The 22,173-nt window shown below is 73.4% G+C and carries 21 protein-coding genes, 2 tRNA genes and 1 riboswitch; of the genes, 16 read left to right on the forward strand and 7 right to left on the reverse strand.

Annotation, left to right across the window (positions count from 1 at the left end; translation table 11 throughout):
• Positions 1 to 69: 69 nt before the first annotated feature.
• The 5 genes from ACN9MM_RS20730 to ACN9MM_RS20750 all read left to right on the forward strand — a co-directional run bounded on the left by ACN9MM_RS20730 (position 70) and on the right by ACN9MM_RS20750 (position 3,259).
• Positions 70 to 142: transfer RNA gene (locus tag ACN9MM_RS20730), tRNA-Lys, on the forward strand.
• A gap of 460 nt (positions 143 to 602) precedes the next feature.
• The gene (locus tag ACN9MM_RS20735) at positions 603 to 992 is read left to right on the forward strand and encodes a VOC family protein (RefSeq protein ID WP_426365000.1); all 390 of its coding nucleotides are present in this window, start codon (positions 603 to 605) and stop codon (positions 990 to 992) included.
• A gap of 294 nt (positions 993 to 1,286) precedes the next feature.
• Positions 1,287 to 1,943: a CatB-related O-acetyltransferase gene (locus tag ACN9MM_RS20740; RefSeq protein WP_426365001.1), complete on the forward strand. Its 657-nt coding sequence runs from the start codon at positions 1,287 to 1,289 to the stop codon at positions 1,941 to 1,943.
• 14 nt (positions 1,944 to 1,957) lie between these two features.
• Complete coding sequence (locus ACN9MM_RS20745; RefSeq protein ID WP_426365002.1) at positions 1,958 to 2,848, forward strand: virginiamycin B lyase family protein; 891 nt, start codon at positions 1,958 to 1,960, stop codon at positions 2,846 to 2,848.
• 63 nt (positions 2,849 to 2,911) lie between these two features.
• Positions 2,912 to 3,259 (forward strand): YciI family protein, encoded by a 348-nt coding sequence (locus tag ACN9MM_RS20750; protein ID WP_426365003.1) that lies wholly within the window; start codon positions 2,912 to 2,914, stop codon positions 3,257 to 3,259.
• Between the two features lie 59 nt (positions 3,260 to 3,318).
• On the opposite strand, the gene ACN9MM_RS20755 is transcribed toward ACN9MM_RS20750, so the two are convergent.
• A complete protein-coding gene (locus ACN9MM_RS20755) occupies positions 3,319 to 3,912 on the reverse strand; it encodes a dihydrofolate reductase family protein (protein WP_426365004.1) in 594 nt (197 codons plus the stop codon).
• Between the two features lie 208 nt (positions 3,913 to 4,120).
• On the opposite strand from ACN9MM_RS20755, the gene ACN9MM_RS20760 reads away from it, so the two are divergent.
• The gene (locus ACN9MM_RS20760) at positions 4,121 to 5,515 is read left to right on the forward strand and encodes a diacylglycerol/lipid kinase family protein (protein WP_426365005.1); all 1,395 of its coding nucleotides are present in this window, start codon (positions 4,121 to 4,123) and stop codon (positions 5,513 to 5,515) included.
• Between the two features lie 34 nt (positions 5,516 to 5,549).
• Entirely contained in the window at positions 5,550 to 6,134 is a 585-nt protein-coding gene (locus ACN9MM_RS20765; RefSeq protein ID WP_426365006.1) for a phosphatase PAP2 family protein, read from the forward strand.
• A gap of 6 nt (positions 6,135 to 6,140) precedes the next feature.
• Here ACN9MM_RS20765 and ACN9MM_RS20770 read toward each other — a convergent pair whose 3' ends face one another.
• Together ACN9MM_RS20770 and sigJ are read right to left on the reverse strand one after the other, a co-directional pair.
• The gene (locus ACN9MM_RS20770; RefSeq protein WP_426365007.1) at positions 6,141 to 7,451 is read right to left on the reverse strand and encodes a DUF1254 domain-containing protein; all 1,311 of its coding nucleotides are present in this window, start codon (positions 7,449 to 7,451) and stop codon (positions 6,141 to 6,143) included.
• A 79-nt stretch (positions 7,452 to 7,530) separates the two neighbouring features.
• Positions 7,531 to 8,499: an RNA polymerase sigma factor SigJ gene (gene sigJ, locus ACN9MM_RS20775; protein ID WP_426365008.1), complete on the reverse strand. Its 969-nt coding sequence runs from the start codon at positions 8,497 to 8,499 to the stop codon at positions 7,531 to 7,533.
• A 173-nt stretch (positions 8,500 to 8,672) separates the two neighbouring features.
• Between sigJ and ACN9MM_RS20780 the strand changes: the two genes are divergently transcribed.
• The 9 genes from ACN9MM_RS20780 (at position 8,673) to ACN9MM_RS20820 (ending at position 16,686) form a co-directional block, all read left to right on the forward strand.
• Positions 8,673 to 9,167 (forward strand): rhodanese-like domain-containing protein, encoded by a 495-nt coding sequence (locus tag ACN9MM_RS20780; protein ID WP_383697146.1) that lies wholly within the window; start codon positions 8,673 to 8,675, stop codon positions 9,165 to 9,167.
• A 53-nt stretch (positions 9,168 to 9,220) separates the two neighbouring features.
• Positions 9,221 to 9,294, forward strand: a tRNA-Met gene (locus ACN9MM_RS20785).
• Between the two features lie 115 nt (positions 9,295 to 9,409).
• A complete protein-coding gene (locus tag ACN9MM_RS20790; protein ID WP_426365009.1) occupies positions 9,410 to 10,150 on the forward strand; it encodes a MerR family transcriptional regulator in 741 nt (246 codons plus the stop codon).
• 84 nt (positions 10,151 to 10,234) lie between these two features.
• A complete protein-coding gene (locus ACN9MM_RS20795; protein ID WP_426365010.1) occupies positions 10,235 to 10,612 on the forward strand; it encodes a hypothetical protein in 378 nt (125 codons plus the stop codon).
• A gap of 65 nt (positions 10,613 to 10,677) precedes the next feature.
• Positions 10,678 to 11,700 (forward strand): PLP-dependent cysteine synthase family protein, encoded by a 1,023-nt coding sequence (locus ACN9MM_RS20800; protein ID WP_426365011.1) that lies wholly within the window; start codon positions 10,678 to 10,680, stop codon positions 11,698 to 11,700.
• Positions 11,697 to 12,905 (forward strand): MFS transporter, encoded by a 1,209-nt coding sequence (locus ACN9MM_RS20805; protein ID WP_426365012.1) that lies wholly within the window; start codon positions 11,697 to 11,699, stop codon positions 12,903 to 12,905. The genes ACN9MM_RS20800 and ACN9MM_RS20805 overlap by 4 nt, the downstream gene beginning before the upstream one ends.
• Before the next feature lie 107 nt (positions 12,906 to 13,012).
• The gene (locus ACN9MM_RS20810) at positions 13,013 to 14,224 is read left to right on the forward strand and encodes a PP2C family protein-serine/threonine phosphatase (protein WP_426365013.1); all 1,212 of its coding nucleotides are present in this window, start codon (positions 13,013 to 13,015) and stop codon (positions 14,222 to 14,224) included.
• A gap of 201 nt (positions 14,225 to 14,425) precedes the next feature.
• Positions 14,426 to 14,590, forward strand: a riboswitch (cyclic di-AMP (ydaO/yuaA leader).
• 12 nt (positions 14,591 to 14,602) lie between these two features.
• On the forward strand, positions 14,603 to 15,694 hold the full coding sequence (locus tag ACN9MM_RS20815) for a M23 family metallopeptidase (RefSeq protein WP_426365014.1): 1,092 nt from the start codon (positions 14,603 to 14,605) through the stop codon (positions 15,692 to 15,694).
• Positions 15,695 to 15,738: 44 nt separating this feature from the next.
• Positions 15,739 to 16,686 (forward strand): aldo/keto reductase, encoded by a 948-nt coding sequence (locus ACN9MM_RS20820; RefSeq protein ID WP_426365015.1) that lies wholly within the window; start codon positions 15,739 to 15,741, stop codon positions 16,684 to 16,686.
• Here the strand turns inward: ACN9MM_RS20820 and ACN9MM_RS20825 are convergent.
• The 4 genes from ACN9MM_RS20825 to ACN9MM_RS20840 all read right to left on the reverse strand — a co-directional run bounded on the left by ACN9MM_RS20825 (position 16,683) and on the right by ACN9MM_RS20840 (position 21,750).
• Entirely contained in the window at positions 16,683 to 18,014 is a 1,332-nt protein-coding gene (locus ACN9MM_RS20825; RefSeq protein ID WP_426365016.1) for a PrsW family intramembrane metalloprotease, read from the reverse strand. The two genes, ACN9MM_RS20820 and ACN9MM_RS20825, sit on opposite strands and share 4 nt — an antisense overlap.
• Before the next feature lie 67 nt (positions 18,015 to 18,081).
• Complete coding sequence (gene trmB, locus ACN9MM_RS20830) at positions 18,082 to 18,801, reverse strand: tRNA (guanosine(46)-N7)-methyltransferase TrmB (RefSeq protein ID WP_426368787.1); 720 nt, start codon at positions 18,799 to 18,801, stop codon at positions 18,082 to 18,084.
• Between the two features lie 206 nt (positions 18,802 to 19,007).
• Positions 19,008 to 20,192, reverse strand: a complete 1,185-nt coding sequence (gene lhgO / locus ACN9MM_RS20835) for an L-2-hydroxyglutarate oxidase (RefSeq protein WP_426365017.1) — start codon at positions 20,190 to 20,192, stop codon at positions 19,008 to 19,010.
• 112 nt (positions 20,193 to 20,304) lie between these two features.
• The gene (locus ACN9MM_RS20840) at positions 20,305 to 21,750 is read right to left on the reverse strand and encodes an MFS transporter (protein ID WP_426365018.1); all 1,446 of its coding nucleotides are present in this window, start codon (positions 21,748 to 21,750) and stop codon (positions 20,305 to 20,307) included.
• Positions 21,751 to 22,173: the final 423 nt, after the last annotated feature.

The raw sequence follows: 22,173 nt of genomic DNA on the forward strand, positions 1-22,173 counted from the left end.
GGCCGGTGTCGGATACCCGATCGGTTCCCGGGCCCTCTCGGGCTATGCTGCTCGGGTGTGCTTGTCCACGGGCCGTTAGCTCAATTGGCAGAGCAGTGGACTTTTAATCCATTGGTTGTGGGTTCGAGTCCCACACGGCCTACCGAGCGGCGGGCGAGGGGAGACCCTCTGACCTGCTGTGGAGCGCCCCGACCCGGTTTCGACTGGTCGGGGCGCTCCGTCGTTCCAGGGGCGGGCGTGAGCGGACGGTCTGGGCCGGGAGGCGGACCCCGGCGGACTGAGGGGCACCTGGCGGCCTCACTGGTCCTGCTCGGTGATCGCGTTCGGATCGAAGACGAGGACCGTCCCGTCCTCGCTCAGGCAGTCGACGGCGGCGATCATGGCGCAGCCACGGTCGAGGACCGGCTCGACTTCCTCGGGCCAGGACCATCTGGCCGCTGAGCTGCACGTCCGCCCGAGCGGCTCCGTCGGTGCAGGCGCAGCTCATGTCAACTGCCCTTGATTCACTGGGTGGAGATAGATATGATCTACGGCAACATCGCGTGTCGGTCACCGGCTGGGTGAGGCATGGAGGTGTCGGGACATGCCTTCGGAGGCATTCCTTGTCAGTCGAGTTGAATCACACGATCGTTCACGCCCGGGACAACCGGGAGTCCGCTGAGTTCTTCGCGGACCTTCTCCATCTCGAGATCACCGCCGAGTGGGGTCCGTTCATCGCGGTCGGTCTGGGTAACGGCGTCACGCTGGACTTCGCCACCGTCCCCGCGGACAGCATCACCCCCCAGCACTACGCCTTCTTGATCTCCGAGGAGGAGTTCGAAGCGGCGTACGCGCAGATCAGACAGCGCGGCATCGAGCACTACGCCGACCCCCACCGGAAGCAGCCCGGCACGGTCAACCACAACGACGGTGGCCGCGGCGTGTACTTCATGGACCCGGCGGGTCACGCCATGGAACTCATCACCGTTCCGTACGGCGGCCGGCCCTCGTAGCCGCATGCCTTGAGGACCGCACCCCAGTGCGGGATGCGGTCCTCGGCAGCTGCCCGCGCCCCAGGTGATCGCCGCCGACGGCGAAGACATCGGCCTCCCTGGCCTCGCGGTGCGGTGAGGTTCCGCAACGCCCACCGGGCCGGGCGAGTTCCGCGCCGCGGAGTCCACGGACCGCGGACCACCCCGTCGCGCCGCCGCACTTCGCTGAGCCCGACCCGGTGCGGTCACCGCCTGGGACGAGGCACCAGACCGAAGCCGTTCCCCGGCCCCCACCCCCTCCCGAGGAGTAGCGTTTTGTCACCCGATCCGACCACCCTTCACCCCTTGCCCGCGCACGACCGGGTGGTGTTCCTCAAGCCCCTGATCACCTCGCCGAGCATCACCGTGGGCGAGTACACGTACTACGACGATCCCGACGGCGCCACGGAGTTCGAGCGCCGCAACGTCCTCTACGGCTACGGACCCGAGCGCCTGGTCATCGGCAGGTACTGCGCGCTCGCCACGGGGACCCGTTTCCTGATGGCCGGCGCCGAGCATCCGACGATGGGGGTGTCCACCTTCCCGTTCACCATGTTCGGCGGCCGGTGGACCGAGGAGACCCTGGACATCGTCACCGCCATGCCCAGCCGCGGCGACACGGTCGTCGGCAACGACGTCTGGTTCGGCTACGGGGCGACCGTCATGCCCGGCCTGCGGATCGGCGACGGAGCCATCATCGCGGCCGGCGCGGTGGTCACCGCCGACGTCCCGCCGTACACGATCGTCGGTGGCAATCCGGCCCGACCGATCCGGCAGCGCTTCGACGACGCCGACATCGAACGGTTGCAGCGCGCCGCCTGGTGGGACTGGCCCTCCGACCTCGTCACCGAGCACGCCCGCACCATCATGGCCGGAACCCCGGCCGACATCGCCCGCATCGCAGCCGACCACGCCCTGGAGAAGCCCCTGTGACCCGAGTGACCCATGTGACTGTCGAAGAGCATCCGGTGGCCGACAGCGCGGCCGGACCCTACGCCCTCACCACGGGACCGGACGGTGCCCTGTGGTTCACCCTCGTCCACAGCGGCCGGATCGGGCGCCTCGTCCCCGGCCAGGAGCCGACGAGCCACCGGCTCGCCCCCGACTGCGGGCCGACCGTCATCACGACCGGCCCGGACGGGGCTCTGTGGTTCACCGAGTACGAGGCGGACCGGATCGGGCGGATCACCACCGACGGCGTGATCGACGAGTTCGACGTGCCCACGCCCGGCTGCGGGCCGTTCGGCATCGCGGCGGGACCCGACGGCGCCCTGTGGTTCACCGAGACCGCCGCCGACCGCATCGGCCGCGTCACCGTCGACGGCCGCATCACCGAGTTCCCCCTGCCCGTCACCGGCGCCTTCCCCTCGGCGATCACCACCGGTGCCGACGGCGGGATGTGGTTCACCCTCAACCAGGGCAACGCCCTCGGCCGGATCGGCATGGACGGTGCGATCACCCTCCATCCCCTGCCGACGGAGGCGGCGGCACCGGTCGGGATCGCGGCGGGCGGCGACCGCGCGCTGTGGTTCGTCGAGATCGCCGCCGGGCAGATCGGCCGGATCACGCCCGACGGGCGAATCACCGAGTTCCCGCTGCCCGACCGCACCGCCCGGCCGCACGCCGTCACCGTCGACGGACAGGGCACCGCGTGGTTCACCGAATGGGGAGGCAACCGCGTCGGCGCGATCACCCCCGACGGCTCCGTCACCGTCCACGACCTGCCCACCCCCCGCTCCGAGCCGCACGGCATCACCATCGGCCCCGACGGCGCCGTGTGGGCCGCGCTGGAGATCGGCGCACTCGCCCGAATCGTCCCGGCGGACAGCACCGCCTGACCAGGCTGCCCCGCACACGGCATCAGCAGCGGCCGCCCGCTCGGCGGCCGGAGAGGAACTGCCATGAAGTACGCACTCGTGATCTTCGAGACGGATGAGTCGCGCCGCCGGATCCAGGCCGACCGGGCCGCGTACCGGAAGGAGTACGAAGGCTGGATCGGCGGCCTCGCCGCGGCCGGGAAACTGGTCGGCGGCGATGCCCTGGAGACCGAACGCATCGCTCCCGCGACTGTTCGCAGGACGGCCGACGGGACGAGGACGGTCACCGACGGACCCGCACACGCCGGTGAGGAGACCCTCGGCGGCTGGTTCGTCGTCGACGTGGCCGACCGCGAGGAAGCCGTCGAACTCGCCAGGAGCCTCCCCACCCCGGAGACCGTCGAGATCCGCCCCATCCTCGAATCCGCATGACCTGCCGGGGAGCGCCCCGACCGGAATCCTCCGGTCGGGGCGCTCCGTCGTTCACGGGGTCAGCGGGATTCCGGGCGGCGGTACGTGCAGACGTTGACGCCCTGGGGGCTGGTGACCGTGGAGGCCAGTTCGAGGGTGCGCAGGGCGCCGTCCGCCGGGAAGATCGACTTTCCGCCGCCGAGGAGCACCGGCATGACCATCAGGCGGAGTTCGTCGGCCAGGTCCTCGGCCAGGAGGGTGCGGGCGAGGCTGGGGCTGCCCATGACGAGGAGGCTTCCGCCGGGGGCTTCGTGGAGCTCGCGGAGGCGCTCCACGGCCTTGTCGCCGGGGACGAGCGTGGTGTTCCAGGTGAGGTCGGCCTCGCCGAGGGTGCGGGAGACGACGTACTTCGGGAGCGCGTTCATCCGGTCGGCGAAGGGGTCGCCGGCCCGCTCCGGCCAGGCGGCGGCCATGGTCTGCCAGGTGCGCCGGCCGAAGAGCAGGGCCTCGGCCCGGGCGGTCGCCTCGGCGAACGCGCCTCCCACGACCTCCGGGTCGAAGAAGGGGTGCGTCCAGCCGCCGTGGGCGAAGCCGCCGTCGGTGTCCTCCTCGGGGCCGCCGGGGGCCTGGACGACGCCGTCGAGGCTGATGAACTCGCTGATCACGATGCGCATGGGGCCGGTCCTGTTCGTCCGTGGCTTCTCGGTGGTGCCGTACGGGAGTGAAGACGGCGTGGCCGCCGGGAAGTCATCGCTCCCCGAGAACTATCTTCGGGTTTTCTCGGTCCTAGTTCTCGGAACTTCGTTCGTCCGAACGGCTGCGTACGGGGGCGGCGCCGGGCAACGTGGGGAAGCGTGGACGCGGAGTGTGGAGGTGGGGTCGGTGGCGGCCAGCGGTACCGGTGATCCGGCGGGGGAGGCACGGCAGCTCGCCCGTTGCGCGCTGTTCGCGACGGGAGGCGCGGCCGCGGCCCTGCTGACCGCGCTCGGCAGCGGGCTGTTGATCCTGCTGAGCGGGATCGTGGGGTTCGCCGCGACGGCGGCGGGCGTCTGGTGGTTCCTCGCGCACCGCGGGCCGGTGCGGGTGTTCGGGGCGGTCCTCGCGGTGGCCGCGCCCCTCGCGACCCTGGGGCTGTACGTCGCCGGGGGCGTCTGGGTGAACGCCTTCGTGGCGCTGGGACTGTGGGGCGTGGCGCTGTCCTGCGCGCGGGCCGCGCTGCGCCGTCCGGAGGAGGAGCGGGCCGCGCTGACCCGGGGCGAGCGCGTCCCGCCGCCGCGCCGGCCCGTCCTCATCATGAACCCGAAGTCCGGTGGCGGGAAGGTCGAGCGGTTCGGGCTCGTCGCGCGGGCGGAGGCGCTCGGGGCCCGGGTGATCCTGCTCGATCCGTCCGCGCCGGCCGATGTCGCCGGGCTCGCCCGGAAGGCCGTGGCCGAGGGCGCCGACCTCCTCGGCGTGGCGGGCGGGGACGGCACACAGGCGCTGGTGGCCGAGGTCGCCGCCGAGCACGACCTGCCGTTCCTGGTGGTGTCGGCCGGCACCCGCAACCACTTCGCGATGGACCTGGGGCTCGACCGCACCGACCCGTCCCGCTGCCTGGACGCGCTGTACGACGGGGAGGAGCTCCGGATCGACCTCGGCGACGTCGCGGGGCGTCCCTTCGTCAACACGGTCTCCTTCGGGGTGTACGCGGACGTGGTCCAGCGCCCGGAGTACCGCGACGACAAGGCGGGCACGGCGATCGACGTCCTGCCCGACCTGCTCCAGGGAGGTGAGGGCGACCGCCTCGACGCGACCGCGGACGCCGTCCCGCTCACCGGGCAGCAGGCCCTCCTGGTCAGCAACAACCCGTACGCGGCGCCGGATCCGCTCAGTGCGGTCGCGGCCCGCAGGACGCGTCTCGACGGGGGTGAGCTCGGGGTGATCGGCATCCGGGTGGACGGGGCCGCCCAGGCCGCCGAGCTGGCCGTACTGGGCACCCAGGCGACCGGTCTGAACGTTCTGACGGCCCGTAGGGTGGAGGTCGGGGGCGGCCCGGGCGGTGCGGGCGCCGTCATCTCCGTCGCCGTGGACGGCGAGGCGCTGACGCTGCCCACGCCGGTCGTCTGCACCCTCCGCCCGGGTGCGCTGCGGGTCCTCGTGCCCCGCGGCCGGCCGGGTTCGCCGGTGCCCCCGCCGCCCCTGGACTGGCGGCGCCTGACCCGGCTCGCCTTCCCCGAGGACGCCTCGGGGTCCGCGCGGCCGGGCCGTGGCGACCGGTGGGACTCGCCCGCCTCGTGAAACTCCGTACCCCTGAACCCGCTAGGAGCGGCGCATGACCGACGACCAGACGACGACCGGGACCCTCCGGTCCGTCCTGCACGACATCCGGGCCGTCGACGGCGCCGTGTACGGCGCGGTGGCCGCGACCGCGACGCCCACGCTCGACACGGCGTTCCGCCGGCTCTCCGCGGCGGCCGACCACTCCAAGATCTCCTTCACGGTCGCGGCGGCGCTTGCGCTCGTGCCGGGCCGGCCGCGCCGGGCCGCGCTCGCCGGGGTCGGGGCGATCGCGGTGGCCTCGGCCTCGGCGAACCTGCTCGGGAAGCGGCTGGTCCACCGGCGGAGGCCCGACCGGGAGGCGGCCCGGGTCGTGGTGGGCCGTCATGTGCCCATGCCGGCCTCGGCGTCGTTCCCGTCGGGGCACACCGCGTCGGCGGTCGCCTTCGCCACCGCCGTGGGGTCGGTGCTGCCGCACGCCACGCTGCCGCTCGCGGCCCTGGCCTGGACCGTGGGCTACTCCCGCGTGCACACCGGGGTGCACTACCCGGGTGACGTCGCCGCGGGCGCCCTGCTGGGCATCGCGAGCGCTGGCGTGTCCCTGGCGGCGGTGAGCTGGCTGACCGCCGGGGAGAAGTGAGCGGGGTCAGTCCGTGACGGTGAGCGGCGGGAGCCGCCAGGTGCCGTCGAGGACGGACGGGTCGGGGCCGTACAGCCGGACGACGAGGCTGAACGGGCCGTCCGGGGCGGGCAGCCAGTTCGCCGCCTGCTTCGGGTCGGCCGGCCGGTCCTTCCGTACGTGGAGGGTGAGGCCGCCGTCGTCGTCGTACACGAGCCCCGGGGTGCGGTCGCCGATCGCGTACCGGTCGATCTCGTTGGCGACGAGCAGCCGTTCGGGCAGCCGGTAGAGGGTGACGGACCAGAAGAAGCGCGCTGGGGGCAGCTGTCCGGGCGGGAAGCGGACCTGGTGGTCGTGGTGGTGTCCGTTCGGCGGGTGCTCGCCGTGGTCGTCCGCCGACCAGCCGCCGTACCAGGCCTCGGCCGAGGGGAGGCCGTAGAGCCCCACGTCGGCGGCGACCGCGCGTCCGATGTAGTCGTCGCCGAGCTCCTCGCGGGTGCCGAAGAGGTCCGTGGAGACGCGGGTGGCGGCCGTGGCCTTCGCCAGGCGGGCCCGGCCGTCGGCGATGCCCTGGTCGACCGCGGCCCGGATCCCGGGGGCGAGTGCCGCCGGTTCGAACGCGCCCGTGCCGGAGATCCCGAGCGCCGCGAGACGGCCGCGCAGCGCGCGCTCCCGTTCCAGGACGGGGAAGAACCCGAGCAGGAAGTCGAGGAGGGTGAGGAACTCGACGGTCCCGAGGTCCTCCTCGCGCCAGACCGGCCACACCGGCTCGTCGGCGGGGTGCGGGGCGGCCGTGTCGGTGTACGTGGAGAGGGGGCGCAGCTCGTACCGCTCCTGGACCGCGCGCAGGGCGGGGACGTCCTCGGGTCCGGCCAGGTGGGTGCGGCCGGTGATCCCGACGAGGAAGGTGTCGGCGCGCAGGACGCTCGTGATGCCCTCGGGGACGGTGCCGGTCCAGCCGGGGCCGGTGACGAGGTGGTGGCCCGCGGCCCGGCCGGTCGTGCGGGAGCCGACGAACCCGACGTAGGCGGTGTCGAGGTCGTGGAACGGGAGCACGTAGTAGCGGTCCACGGCCGGGACGGAGACGACGACGGGTTCGGCGCGCAGGTCGAGCCAGGCCAGTGAGTACGGGGTGTCGTTGTTCGGGGTCACGACGTCCGTGTCCGCCGGGGTGAAGGGCTCGGCGTAGTGCCGGAAGCGGCCGAATCCGCCCACGTACCGCGGGTCGTCGGAGTCGATCGCCTGCGCGTACATCGTGCGGTAGTTGTCCAGGAGCGGGTAGCCCCAGATCCAGCCGTCGGCCGCCGTCCGGCGGGCCTCCTCGGGGGTCAGCTGCACGGTGGCCGCCTTGTGGGACGAGAGGGAACCGACCCGTACAAACTCGCACGAACGGTTCCCTCTCGCACTCGGGCCGGGATCAGTACGTCGCCCGGGCCAGTTCCTCCTCGGTGAAGCCCAGCGTGGCCATGCGCTCCGGGTCGGCCAGGATGTGCAGCTCGACGATCCGGTCCCCGACGACCGTGAACGTCATGATCGAGCTCGGGCGCCCCTTGACGACCGACAGGACCGCGGGCTGGCCGTTGGCGACCACCTGGAGCACGCCCGTGCGGAACTTCGCGTACGTGAGGGCCTGGGAGATGACCGCCTCGGCGCCCCGCACGACCTTGGAGACGGCGGCGAGGGTCCGGCCGCCGTCCGCGCGCAGCACCACGTCCGGGTCGAGGACGGCGAGCAGCCCCTCGAAGTCGCCGCCGTGCGCGGCGGCGAGGAAGGCGTCGGCGATCTCCCGCTGACGGCGCGCGTCCGGGCCGGGGGCCGGGGTGGCGTCCTGGACCCGGCGGCGGGCGCGGCTGGCGAGCTGGCGGGTCGCCGCCGGGGTGCGGTCGACGATCCGGGCGATCTCGTCGAAGGAGACGGCGAACATGTCGTGCAGCACGAACGCGAGCCGCTCCGCCGGTCCCAGGGTGTCCAGGACGACGAGGAGCGCGAGCCCGACGGACTCGGTGAGCTCGGCCGCGTGCTCGGGGTCGGTGCTGTCGGCGACCCGGACCACCGGGTCGGGGACGTAGTACTCCAGCGGGTCCTCGCGGCGGGAGCCGCGCGAGCGCAGCATGTCCAGGCAGACGCGGCCGACGACCGTGGTCAGCCAGCCGCTGAGGTTCTCCACGCCGCTGACGTCGCTGCGGCTGAGCTTGAACCAGGCCTCCTGGACGGCGTCCTCGGCCTCGCTGAGCGAGCCCAGCATCCGGTAGGCGACCGCCCGCAGATGGCCGCGGTCGGCGTCGAAGCGCCGGGCCAGGAACTCCTTGTCGGCCCCCTGGCCGGCCGTCCGGGCGACTTCCCTGTCGTGGTCCACTCGTCGATCTCCCCGTTCGCGTCCCGTCATGCCGACATGACGGATCAAGTTCCGTTGATGTGACACCGGAGGCGAGTCCGACGGTCCCGGTACGTGAGATCCCCGCCGTCTCGTGGCGAACGCCCGGGATTCCCCGGCCGAAGCCCCCGACCACCGTGAATCCCCACTTCAGCACGATGATCTTCGTCCGTAGATTGATCACCATGACGACGACGACCCCGCAGGTCAACCCCGTACTCCGCACCCCGCCGGCCTCCCCCGCCGCGGCGGCCGCGTACTTCTCCGCCAGCCTCGCCTTCCACGCCGACGTCTCCGACGTGGCCTCCACGCTGGCCGCCGCGGCCGCCGAGGGTGCCGACCCGGGCTTCGTGGTGATCGACTCCCGCTCCACCGCCTCCTGGGACCAGGGGCACGTCCCGGGCGCGATCCACCTGCCGACGGCGCTCATCCCCGAGCAGGCCGAGCAGCTGCTCGACCGGTCCGTGCCGGTCGTCACGTACTGCTGGGGCCCCGGCTGCAACGGCGCCACGCGTGCCGCGCTGGCCCTCGCCGAGCTGGGCTTCCAGGTGAAGGAGATGCTCGGAGGCTTCGAGTACTGGGTGCGCGAGGGCTTCGCGTACGAGACGTGGGAGGGGCCCGCGGAGAAGGCCGCGGACCCGCTGACGGCGCCGGTCGACTCCGACGACTGCGGCTGCTGACGAGAACCGATTTCGTGATCGCCCCGGTCATGCCGTAGAGTCATGTTCACCGACGCGGGGTGGAGCAGCTCGGTAGCTCGCTGGGCTCATAACCCAGAGGTCGCAGGTTCAAATCCTGTCCCCGCTACTCAGTAGCAACGAAGGCCCGGATCCAGTCACTGGATCCGGGCCTTCGTCGTTCCCGCGTTTCTCCGCTTTCTCCGCTTGACCTTTACGCAACGTCAAGATTTAGCGTTCTCGGCATGGAGTGGTCGATCCAGGAGATCGCCAAGAAGGCCGGCACCACCAGCCGCACCCTCCGCCACTACGGCGAGCGCGGACTGCTGGAACCGAGCCGGATCGGCGCGAACGGTTACAGGTACTACGACCAGGCGGCGCTCGTGCGCCTGCAGCGGATCCTGCTGCTGCGCGAGCTGGGGCTCTCGCTGCCCGCCATCGCCGAGGTCCTCGCGGGGCAGCGGGACACGTCCGCCGCCCTGCGCACCCATCTCGCGCTCCTGGAGCAGGAGCGCGAGCGCATCGGACGGCAGATCGCGTCGGTGCGGACCACTCTCCACAAGACCGAGGAGGGAGAAGAGCTCATGGCCGAGGAAGTGTTCGACGGTTTCGACCACACGCGGTACGAGGAGGAGGTCTCCGAGCGCTGGGGCCGCGACGCGTACGAGAAGGGCGACCGCTGGTGGCGCTCGCTCGGTGACGCGCAGAAGAAGGCGTTCATGGCCGAGCAGGACGGCATCGCCCGCGCGTTCGGGCGGGCGGCCCGGGAGGGTCTGGCCGCCGACAGCGACGAGGTGCAGGCGATCGCCCGGCGCCAGGTCACCTGGCTGTCGACGACCACGACGCCGAGCAGGGAGTACCTGATCGGTCTCGGGCGGATGTACGTCGACGACCCGCGCTTCACCGCGAACTACGACCGGCACGGCGAGGGCACCGCGCTCCTCGTCCGGGACGCGATGAGGGTCTACGCGGAGCGGAACCTCTGAGGGGCCCGTCCGAAGTAAACGGTGGCCGAAAGCGCGCCCGCCTCTTTGCGGGCGCTCCGCACCCACCGTAGTCTCACGCGCACCATGAGTGGCCAGCGTGTGAGCGATGTGAGCCGGCGGGCGCCCGCCGTGCTCGTCCTGCTCGCGCTCCTCGCTCTCCTGGTGAGCGTCTGCCACGGCTCCCACGGGCACCTGCTGCCGGCCTCCGGCACCGCGACCGCCTCCGCCCCCGCGCTCCCGCACGGCTGCGAGCGGTCCGGGGACGCCTGGAGCTTCGACGCCCACCTCCCCGCACAGGCAGCCTCCTCCCAGCCCGCCGCGCCCGACGCCGGCGGAGCCGTGGTCCTGCCGTACGCGGCGGACCTCCGCACCGATCCCCGCGCGCGCTGCGTCCGGGACCGGGCGGGCCCCGGCCCCGAGCCGGGCCGGCTGCTCGTCGCCCTCGGGGTGGACCGGAACTGAACCGGGTCCCGCACACCCGCGTGACCAGGTTCCCTTTCGCGACCCACCCCTAGGACGTACCTCCCATGACCGCACCACTGACGCTGCCCGTCGCGGGGCAGACCGTCGGCAACACCCCCGTCCTGTGGACGGACGACGGCTACTGGGCCAAGCTCGAAGGCTTCAACTTCGGCGGCATCAAGGACCGCGCCGCCCTCTACATGGTCGAACAGGCCCGCCGCCGCGGGGAGCTGCGGCCCGGTGCCCCGATCGTCGAGTCGACCTCCGGGACCCTCGGTCTCGGTCTCGCCCTCGCGGGCGTCCTCCACGGCCACCCCGTGCACGTCGTCACCGACCCCGGCCTCGAACCGATCGTCGAGCGGATGCTCGTCGCCCACGGCGCCCGGGTCCACGTCGTCCCCGAGCCCAGCCCGCACGGCGGCTGGCAGCAGGCCCGGATGGACCGGGTCGCCGAGCTGCTCGCAGGCCTCGACGGGGCCTGGTGGCCGAACCAGTACGGGAACCCCGACAACCCCGCCGCGTACGGGGGGCTCGCCGCCGAACTGTCCGCGGAGCTCGACCGCATCGACGTCCTGGTCTGCGCGGTCGGCACCGGGGGCCACTCCGCCGGGATCTCCCGGGCCCTGCGCGCCACCAGCAGCCCGGCCCTGGAGCTCGTCGGCGTCGACTCCGTGAACTCCACCGTCTTCGGCCTGCCGGCCGGGGAGCGGCTGATGCGCGGCCTCGGCTCCTCCATCCACCCGGGGAACGTCGACCACGGCGCCTTCGACGAGGTGCACTGGGTGGGCCCTGCGGAGGCGGTCCGGGCGGCCCGCAGGCTGGCCTCGCGGCACTTCGCGACCGGCGGCTGGAGCGTGGGCGCGGTGGCCCTGGTCGCCGGGTGGCTGGCCCGCACACGGCCGCGCGGGACCCGGATCGCGGCCGTCTTCCCGGACGGGCCGCAGCGGTACTTCGACACCGTCTTCAACGACGAGTTCTGCGCGGCGCACGGGCTGCTCGACGGTCCCGTACGGGAGGACCCCGCCGCGTACGTCTCCGACGGCACGGTCAGCGGCTGGACCCGGCGGGCCCTGGAGCGTGTCCGGTGACGACGGCGACCACGTCCGCCGCGGCCCGGGGCGGGATCTGGAAGCAGAGCCGCACCTTCGACCCGGCCGTACGGCTCCTCTTCCTCAACCAGCTCACCATCAACCTCGGCTTCTACATGCTCATGCCCTACCTGGCCGCGCACCTCGCGGACGGGCTCGGCATGGCCGCCTGGGCCGTCGGCCTCGTCCTCGGCGCCCGGAACCTCTCCCAGCAGGGCATGTTCCTCGTCGGCGGGGCGCTCGCCGACCGGCTCGGGTTCAAGCCGCTCATCGTGGCCGGCTGCGCGCTGCGGACCGTCGGCTTCGGGGCGCTCGCCTTCGCGCAGTCGCTGCCGATGCTGATCGCCGCCTCGCTCGCGACGGGCCTCGCGGGGGCGCTCTTCAATCCCGCCGTGCGGGCCTGTCTCGCGGCCGAGGCGGGGGAGGAGCGGCGCGTGGAGGCCTTCGCGCTGTTCAACACGTACTACCAGGCGGGGATCCTGCTCGGGCCGCTCGTCGGGGTGGCCCTGACGGGGGTGTCGTTCCGGCTGACGTGCGCGGTCGCGGCGGTGCTGTTCGCCGGCCTGACCCTCGTACAGCTCCGGCATCTGCCCGTACGGGTCGCGGAGGCGCCGCGGGAGCGGCGGGGGCAGTTCCGCACGGTCCTCGCGCACCGGACCTTCTGGCTCTTCTCGCTGGCCATGACCGGCTCGTACGTGCTGTCCTTCCAGGTCTATCTGGCGCTGCCGCTCGCGGCGGGCGGCACGGCGGCGACGACCGCGCTGTTCGTCGTCTCGGCGCTCGTCGCGCTCGCCGGGCAGCTGCGGATCACGGCCTGGTGCCGGCGCCGCCTCAGCCGGGAGCGGTGTCTCGTCCTCGGGCTGGCCCTGATGGGCGGGGCGTTCCTGGTTCCGGCGGTCCTGGGGCGCGGCCTGGCCGGACTGCTGCTGTGCGCGGCCGTGCTGTCCGTCGCGAACGCCGTGCTCTACCCGTACGAGATGGACACCGTCGTCGCGCTGTCCCGGGGGCGCTGGGTCGCCACCCACTACGGGCTCTACAACACGGTCTGCGGGGTCGGGATCACCCTCGGGAACCTGGGGACGGGCGCGCTCCTCGACGTCACCGGCTGGTCGGCGACGCCGTGGCTCGTGCTGTGCGCGGTGGGCCTGACCTGCGCGGCGGCGATGGCGCTGCTCGCCCGGGGCGGCCGGCTGGCGGCCGGCTGACCCGTACGCCACTCGGCCCCGTGGGAGTCGCCGCCCCTCGCGGCGGCGGCCACCCTGGGAGGGCGCGGTGCGGACCGCGGCCGGTCGGACCGGGCAGGAGAGCACAGGTGGGGCACCCCCTAGGAGCGGCGGGCGGCGGGCGGCGGGGCGGCGAGGGCCGCGCCGAGTACGGCGGCGCCCGTCGGTTCATCCGCGCGCTGCCCCCGCTGATCATCGTGGGCGGTGTCGCCTACGACGTGGCGACGCCCCCCGAGTACACGGCGTCGCCGCTCTTCTCCGCCGCCCCGCTGATCGCCGCGCCCTTCTTCTCCACGCTGACGACCCTGCTCACCGGGGTCGCCGCGGTCCTCGCCTCCGTCGGGCTGCACGCCTACAACGGCACCGTCGACGAGGTCGCCGCCCTCACCGAGACCCTGACCGTCCTCACCGTCTCCGCGCTCGCCGTCCTCATCAACCGGGTCGTGCGCCGCAGCGGCGAGCGGCTCGCCTCGGCGCGGGTCATCGCGGAGACCGCGCAGAAGGCGGTGCTGCCGACGCCCGCCGAGCGGATCGGCGGGCTGCAGTGCGCGGCGCGGTACGAGGCGGCGCAGGCCGACGCGTTCATCGGCGGTGACCTGTTCGCCGTCCAGGACACCCCGCACGGGGTGCGGCTCGTGGTGGGGGACGTCCGGGGCAAGGGGATGGACGCGGTCGAGGCCGTCACCGTCGTCATCGGCGCCTTCCGGGAGGCGGCCGAGCAGGAGCGGACCCTGGAGGGCGTGGCGCAGCGCCTCGAACGGGCGCTGGCCAGGGAGGGCACCCGCAGGGACGGGCTCGACGCCTTCGAGGGGTTCACCACCGCCGTCCTGGCCGAGATCCAGCGGGCCGACGGGAGCGGGACCTTCGACGGTTTCGTACGGGTCGTCAACCGCGGCCACCCGCCGCCGCTGATGCTGTACGCGGACGGGCGGCTGGACGTAATGGAGCCGGGCGAGGCGGCGCTGCCGCTCGGCATGGGGGAGCTGGCGGCGTGGCCGGACCGGGCGGAGGCGCGGCCGTTCCCGCCGGGCGCGACGCTGCTCTTCTACACGGACGGCCTCTCGGAGGCGCGGAACGGGCAGGGCGTCTTCTACGATCCGGCGGCGCGGCTCGCCGGACGGATCTTCCCGGGGCCCGAGGAGCTGCTCGACGCGCTCGTGGACGACGTACGGCTCCACACGGGCGGCGGATCGACGGACGACATGGCGCTGCTGGCGGTGAGCCGCCCGGCGACGGGGCAGCCGGAGCGGCGCCGGACGATGCCGGTGGTGCCGCCGGAGGACCCCGGTCACCAGGCGTAGTCGAGGGGTGCCGCTGCGATAACAATTGACATAACGTCAGATCGCGAGGGTTTGGGCGGCGTGTTCTGAAGGGGGGTCAAGTCGGACCATTACCCCTCAATTCAATGAATGATCAAGGGGGACGGCTTGGAATCGGGACCCCCTGTCTATTAACGTTCGATAACGCAGCGCGGTCGTCCCAGCCGTCGCAAGAGGCGGCACCGTGCGCACGCGCCGAATCCTGAAAAGGAACCGGGGAACCACCACTTGGGGTGAATCGGGCCCCTTCGCACCCGTGCGGACCACGCACCCGTGCGGTCGAGCCCGTAGGAGACCTTCCTGCTCCGAACCCGTCAGCTAACCCGGTAGGCGAGAAGGAAGGAAAGGAGCGCCCCTCACGTGGCGTCCAACACCCCCGCACCCGAAGCCCCCTTCGATGCCTTCGGCGGCGGTGCGGCTCCCTCCGCCCCGGACACCGAGTGGAACCCCACCGAGGGCTCCCTCCGCTCCGGCGGCCGGCACCGGGTCGTCAAGCAGCGCTCCAACTTCGCACGCTCCTCCACCGTCCTCGGCGTCGGCGTGATCGCGGCCGTCGGCGCGGGCGGCCTCGCCACCGCGCAGGACAAGCCCCCGGTGGCCATATCGCTGCCCGACCTCCCGGACCTGGACCTGCCGGACGCCCACGACATCCCCGGCGTCGGCGACCTCCTCCCCGAGCAGCACAGCGAGGTCGTCAGCGCGGCCCGCGCCAACCCGAACCCGCTCACCGCCGCCACCTACACCACCGTGGGCGACGAGAGCACCGGGCAGGCCGAGCAGGCCGCCACCACCGCCCCCGCGGCGGGCGAGGCCCTGCGCGCCCGCATCCTCCAGCAGGCCGAGCAGCAGCAGGCCTCCGCCGACGCCGCCGACAAGGCCGCCGTGGAGAAGGCAGCGGCCGAGAAGGCCGCCGCCGAGGCCGAGGCCAAGGAGGCCGCCGCGGAGAAGGCCGCCGCCGAGGCCAAGGCGAAGGCCGAGGCGGAAGCCAAGGCGAAGGCGGAAGCGGAGGCCAAGGCGAAGGCCGAGGCCGAGCGCCTCGCCAAGCTCGCCGCGAGCTACTCCCTCCCCGTCTCCTCGTACACCCTCACCGCCACCTACATGCAGTCCGGCTCGATGTGGTCCTCCGGCTACCACACCGGCCTCGACTTCGCCGCCCCCACGGGCACCCCGCTCAAGGCCGTCCACGGCGCGACCGTCAAGTCGGCGGGCTGGTCCGGCTCCTACGGCTACCGGATCGTCCTGGAGCTGGAGGACGGCACCGAGGTCTGGTACTGCCACCTCTCGTCCATGACGGTCGGCGCGGGCCAGACCGTCGGCACCGGCGAGACCATCGGCCGCGTCGGCGCCACCGGCAACGTCACCGGCGCCCACCTCCACATGGAGGTCCACACGCCCGGCGGCGACGGCATCGACCCGGCGGCCTGGCTCCGCTCCAAGGGCCTCAGCCTCTGAGCGGACCCGGAATAGTCCCGGCGGCGGGAGCGGTTGACCCACACATGACCACTCTCCGCCCGCTGGGCAGCTCCGACCTGCACGTCTTTCCCGTGGCCCTGGGCGGCAACGTCTTCGGCTGGACCGCCGACGAGGCCCAGTCCTTCGCCGTCCTCGACGCCTACGCCGCCGCGGGCGGCAACTTCGTCGACTCCGCCGACGTCTACTCCGCCTGGGCCGAGGGCAACGAGGGCGGCGAGTCCGAGACCGTCATCGGCCGCTGGCTCGCCTCCCGGGGCAACCGCTCCGACATCGTCGTCGCCACCAAGGTCGGCGCCCACCCCCACTTCAAGGGCCTGTCCGCCACCACCATCAAGGCGGCCGCGGAGGAGTCCCTCCGCCGCCTCGGCACCGACCACATCGACCTGTACTACACGCACTTCGACGACGAGTCCGTCCCCGTCGAGGAGATCGTCACGGCCCTCGACCAGCTGGTGAAGGACGGCAAGGTGCGCGCCGTCGCCGCCTCCAACATCTCCCCGGAGCGGCTCCGCGCCTCCCTCGACTTCGCCGAGGCCGAGGGCCTCGCCCGGTACGTCGCCCTCCAGCCGCACTACAACCTGGTCTCCCGCGACACCTACGAGGGCCCGCTCCTGGAGACCGTCGAGCGGGCCGGGCTCTCCGCCGTCCCGTACTACGGGCTCGCGGCCGGCTTCCTCACCGGCAAGTACCGCCCCGGAGCCACCGTCGACAGCGTCCGCGCCTCCGGCGCCGCCGGACACCTGGACACCGAGCGCGGCCGGGCCGTGCTCTCCGCCCTCGACACCGTCGCCGAGGCGCACGGGGCGGAGCTCGCCACCGTCGCCCTCGCCTGGCTCGCCGCCCGGCCGACCGTGGCCGCGCCGATCGCCTCGGCCCGCACGGTCGAACAGCTCCCGGCCCTGGTCGCGGCCGCCGGCCTCACCCTCACCGAGACCGAGCTGACGCTCCTGAACGAGGCGTCGGCCCTCTAACTGCGGTACGGGTTGTAGCCGTCGTAGTCCAGGTACTGCGGCGGCGCCCAGGCCCGGCCCGTGGCCCGCGCCGCGTACGTGAGGGCCGGCGACGCGACCGCGCGCCGCTGCCACAGGTGGTGCAGCAGCTCCTGCTCCCGGGCCGGGAAGTCGGGCCCCGCCGTGCCGCGGCGGGCCCGGTCCCGCAGGAACGCGAGGGTCGTCGCGAAGGACTCGTACTCGCCGACCGCCCGCGCGGCCGGCGGGCCGTACGTCCGGGCGGCGAACGAGCGGGCCAGCTGCCGGGCGCGCATCGACGACAGCGCGAGCGGCTCGGTCGGGGCGAGCCAGCCGGCCGCCGCGTACGCCGGGAGCTCGCCGGATATCGTGCGCAGCTCGCGCTGCCGGCTCCAGACCGCCAGCCAGGTCAGCAGGCCGAACGCCGGGACCATGAGCGCCCCGTACACCGCGTAGAAGGCCAGCGGGCCGCCGAAGGTGGCCGAGCCGTTCCACGCGGCGTGCAGTCCCATCGCGAGCAGCAGCCCGGCGATCGGCAGCAGCACACGGCGCAGCCGCTTCCCGCGCGGCGCGAGGGCGGCGAGACCGAAGCCGATGCCGGTGAGCACGGTGAACAGCGGATGCGCGAACGGCGACATCACGCCCCGGACGAAGAAGGTCGCCGCGGTCACCGAGCCGAGACCCGAGGAGCCGAACTCCTGGTCCTCGCCGAAGGCGTTGCCGAGATAGAGGATGTTCTCGGTGAACGCGAAGCCGGTCGCGGTGAAACCGGCGACCACGACCCCGTCGACGAGACCGCCGAAGTCCCTCCTGCGGAAGAGGAACAGCAGCAGGATCGCGGCGGCCTTCGCGCTCTCCTCCACCACCGGCGCGATGACCGTGGCCCCGAGGGTGTCGGCGGAGTCCGGATCGGCCGTGGCCGTGGCGATCCAGCGGACCGCGAAGGAGTTCGCCAGGATCGCGACGAGCGCGGCCGCGAAGGCGCCCCAGGCGAACGCGAACAGCATGTTCTTCCAGGGGCCCGGCTCGACCCGGTCCAGCCAGCGGAACGCCGACATGAGCAGCGGCACGGGAAACACGGCCAGGCCCAGACCGACCAGGAAACCCTGCGTGCCGGTCTGCTCGCGGACCAGCGCCAGGATGATCAGCGCGCAGAGCGCGAGCAGCGTCACGACGGCGATCGCCCGGACCAGCCGGCTGCGCCAGAAGGCGCGGTGGGGCCGGTAGCGCCACTGGGAACGGTCGGCGACGGCGGGGAAGGACGGCTCCTCGGTGTCCCGGTGCGGGACGGGAGCGGCGGCCGACAGGTCGCCGGGGGCAGGGTTCGACACGGGAGCGACCCTAACGACCCCCACCGACACCGGTCGACGAGGTCAGGGGCTCCCCGTCACCTCCCCGTCACTTCCGCCGGAAGAGGAGGTCGTGGACGACGTGGCCCTTGTCGAGGCCCTGGCCCTCGAAGCGGGTGAGGGGACGGAAGTCGGGGCGGGGTGCGTAGCCGCCGTCGGCCTGCGTGTTCTCGTAGTCCGGATGCGCGGAGAGCACCTCCAGCATCTGTACGGCGTACTCCTCCCAGTCCGTGGCGCAGTGCAGCACGGCCCCGGGCTTCAGCCGCGGCGCGAGGAGGCTGAGGAACTCGGGCTGGATCAGCCGCCGCTTGTGGTGGCGCGCCTTGGGCCACGGGTCCGGGAAGTAGACCCGGCAGCCGTCGAGGGTCGCGTCGCCGAGCATCTCGCGGAGCAGGATGATCGCGTCGCCGTTGGCGACCCGGACGTTGGTGAGCCCGTTGCGGTCGGCGAGACCGAGCAGGTTGCCCTGCCCGGGCGTGTGCACGTCCACGGCGAGGATGCCGGTCCCGGGGTCGGCGGCGGCCATCTGGGCCGTGGCCTCGCCCATGCCGAAGCCGATCTCCATGACGACCGGAAGTCCCTCGAACATCTCTTCGAGATCGAGGACCCGCTTGCCGTCGATGTCGAGGCCCCAGTCGGGCCACCGCTTCAGCATCGCCTCGGCCTGCCCGTACGTGACACGGCTGCGGCGCGGCTGGAAGCTCCGGATCCGCCGCTCGTGGTGGGCGCCGGCGGGATCGGGCATGGGCCCCTCGCCGGGGGCGAACATCCGACTGCCACGACGCGCGGCGGGCTGCGGCCCGCTCTCAATCTGCTCAGACACAATGCGACCGATTCTACGGCGCCGCGCCGGTGCGGGCCCGCGCCCGCCGTTGTGGGCTCGCGCCCGCCGTTGTGGGCTCGCGCCCGGCGGCGCGGGGCGCGGGTCGGCCCGGGTGCCGGGCGCCGCACGGCGCGCGTCCGCGCCGGGGCCCGCTACAGGTGGGCCAGGGCCCGGGTCGCGACCTCGCGGCCGATCGGGAGGGACGCCGTCGCCGCAGGCGAGGGCGCGTTCAGCACGTGGACCGTCCGCGGCGCCTCGCGGAACAGGAAGTCGTCGACCAGCGTCCCGTCCCGCAGCACCGCCTGCGCCCGCACCCCCGGCGCCGCCCGCCGCAGGTCGGACTCCTCGACGACGGGCAGCAGGCGCCGCACCGCGTCAGTGAAGGCCCGCTTCGACAGCGACCGGTGCAGTTCGCCCGCGCCGTACCGCCAGTGCTCGCGGGCGATCGCCCACGAGCCGGGCCACGCCAGGGTGGCGCCCAGTTCGCGCGGGCGGACGACGGACCAGCCGTACCCCTCCTTCGCGAGCGCCGGGACCGCGTTCGGCCCGATGTGCACGCCGCCGTCGATGCCCCGGGTCAGGTGCACCCCGAGGAAGGGGAACGCGGGATCGGGGACGGGGTAGACCAGGCCCCGGACCAGTGAGGGGTCCGTGAGCTCGTAGTACTCCCCCCGGAAGGGGACGATCCGCATGCCCGGGTCGTCGCCCGCGAGCCGCGCGATCCGGTCGCAGTGCAGCCCCGCGCAGTTCACCAGGACCTTCGCCCGCACCACGCGCCCGTCGGCGGTGCGCACGGCGACGCCCCAGGAGCGCCGGTCGATGACGGTGACCTCCGCGCCGTACAGGACGCGGGCCCCTGAGGACTCGGCGAGCCGCTCCGACACCGCCCCGTAGTCGCAGATCCCGGTCGTGCCGACGTGGATCGCGGCGAGCCCCCGCACCCGCGGCTCGTACTCGCTGATCTGCGAGGGGCCGAGCTCGCGCACCGGGATGCCGTTCTCCCGGCCGCGCTGCACGAGCGCGTGCAGCCGGGGCAGCTCCTCGCGCGCGGTGGCGACGATGATCTTCCCCGTCACCTCGTGCGGGATGTCCCACTCGGCGCAGAACTTGACCATCTCGGCCGCGCCCTCGACCGCGAACCGCGCCTTGAGCGAGCCGGGACGGTAGTAGATCCCGCTGTGGATCACGCCGCTGTTGCGCCCCGTCTGGTGGCGCGCGAGGGCGTGCTCCTTCTCCAGGACCGTGACCCGGGTGCCGGGGGCGGCGCGCGTCAGGGCATACGCCGTCGAGAGACCGACGATCCCTCCGCCGATCACCAGCACGTCACAGTCAAACACCAGCGCCACCTCCCACCCCTGATAGTGCACTGGCCCACTGACAATGCCGCTAAACGCCCACGCCGTGGGACGCGTGTCACTTCTGAGCGGCGCCGCGCCCCGGGGCGGGGTCTCACGCCGGGGCGACGAGCAGCGGCCGGGCCCGCTCGCGCAGCTCCATGACGCGCGGCTCGTCCCCGTACGGTTCGAGCCGGTGCAGCAGGTCCCGTACGTACTCGGTGGTCCGCGCCGAGGAGATCCGCCCCGCCACCTCCACCGCGCGCGTGCCCGCCGCGCAGGCCGCGTCCAGGTTTCCCGACTCCAGCTCGGCCACCGCCGACACGACGAGCCGCAGCCCGTGCGAGCGGACGAACTCCTCCGTCGGCCGGGACAGCGCCTGCTCGGTGAAGCGCCGCACCTCGCGCGGCATCCTCAGGTCCCGGTAGCACTCGGCGGCGTCGGCGCAGAACCGGTCGTACGAGTAGAAGCCGAGCCAGGTCGGGTCCGCGTCGCCCTCCCGGGAGCGCTCCAGCCAGCCTTCGGCGGACTTGAGCGCGGCCGCGGCGGCGGCCCCGTCGCCGGCCTTGGCGTGCGCGCGGGCCTCGACGAGCCGGAAGAAGGACATGGTGCGGGCGGTGGCGAGCCCCCGGTTCCGTTCGAGGGCGGCCTGCGCGAGGTCGACGCCCTCGTCGGCGAAGCCCCGGTAGGTGGCCTGGAGGGACATGGACGCGAGCACGTACCCGCCGAGGGGGACGTCGGCGGCCGCGCGGGCGAGCCGCAGGGCCTGGATGTAGTAGCGCTGGGCGGCCTCCTGCTGCCCGGTGTCGAAGGCCATCCAGCCGGCGAGCCGGGTGAGCTCGGCGGTCGCGCCGAACAGGTTCCGGCCGACCTCGTCCGAGTACGAGCCGAGCAGCAGCGGCGCCGCGTCCACGCGTAAGCACTCGGGCACCATCGACGACCGCCAGTCCCCGCCGCCGTACTTGGAGTCCCAGCGCCGGGCGTCCTCGGCGGCCTCGCGGAGCTTGGCGACGTCGCTGTGGCCCACGCGCGCGTGCTCCGCGGCAGCCGTGGCGGCGCCGGTGCCCACGCCGGGGCGCGGGGCCTCGCGCTCCACCGACGGGTCGGCCGGGGTTATCAGCCAGCGGGACGCGGGCGTCGCGTACGCGCTGACCGCGAAGGACCCGGCGAGCGACTGCCAGATGCCGCCCCCGCCGGCCCGCCGCCCGGCGAGATCCAGCCGGTACAGGTCGGTGGCCGAGCGGACCGCCTCGCCCACGTCGCGCGGGAAGGCGAGCCCCACCTCGGGCGCCGGGTCGGCGTCGGCGAGCCCGATCTCGTGCAGCGGCACGGGCCGGCCCAGCTTCTGCCCGATCGCGGCCGCGATCAGATGCGGGGCGGCACCCTGCGGCACCATGCCCTTGGACACCCACCGGGCGACCGAGGTCTTGTCGTAACGAAGCGTCAGACCCCGTTGCGCACCGAGGTCGTTGACGCGCCGGGCGAGCCCGGCGTTGCTGATTCCCGCGAGGGCGAGAACCGTGCCGAGCTTTTCGTTCGGCCCGCGTTGCTCCCTGGACATGACGCCACCCCTCGACAACACAGACGGCCGCCACGACGCCGGGCATAGGCGTGCGGCATTCGTAAACACAGCGTAGTTCGCCGCATCCCTACCGTTAAGGGGCGGTGTTCCGTATGGCGAGATTGTTGTGTGAACGTGCGACGACCCGGGCCGGCGGAGCGGCTCGTGCTCCCGGCCGTGTGGCCGTGCGCCCGGCCGTGCGCTCTCGTCCGGCCGGTGGGGGAGCGCTTCCATGAACCTCGCGTGGGTCGGCCCGCTCGGCCGGGAACGGTGTCCCGGACCAGTGGGCTGGGGGACACCGCCGCCCCATTCCCCGCGGGCGGCGGACGGCGCCGGGAGGCGGGAGCGCCTCCCGGGCTGCCGGTGTCCGGCGTTCGCCCCGGACGCCGGTCGAAACCACCGGCGGGGATCGATATTTGGCCG

The organism is Streptomyces sp. E-08 (assembly GCF_049913095.1).
Lineage (GTDB): Bacteria > Actinomycetota > Actinomycetes > Streptomycetales > Streptomycetaceae > Streptomyces.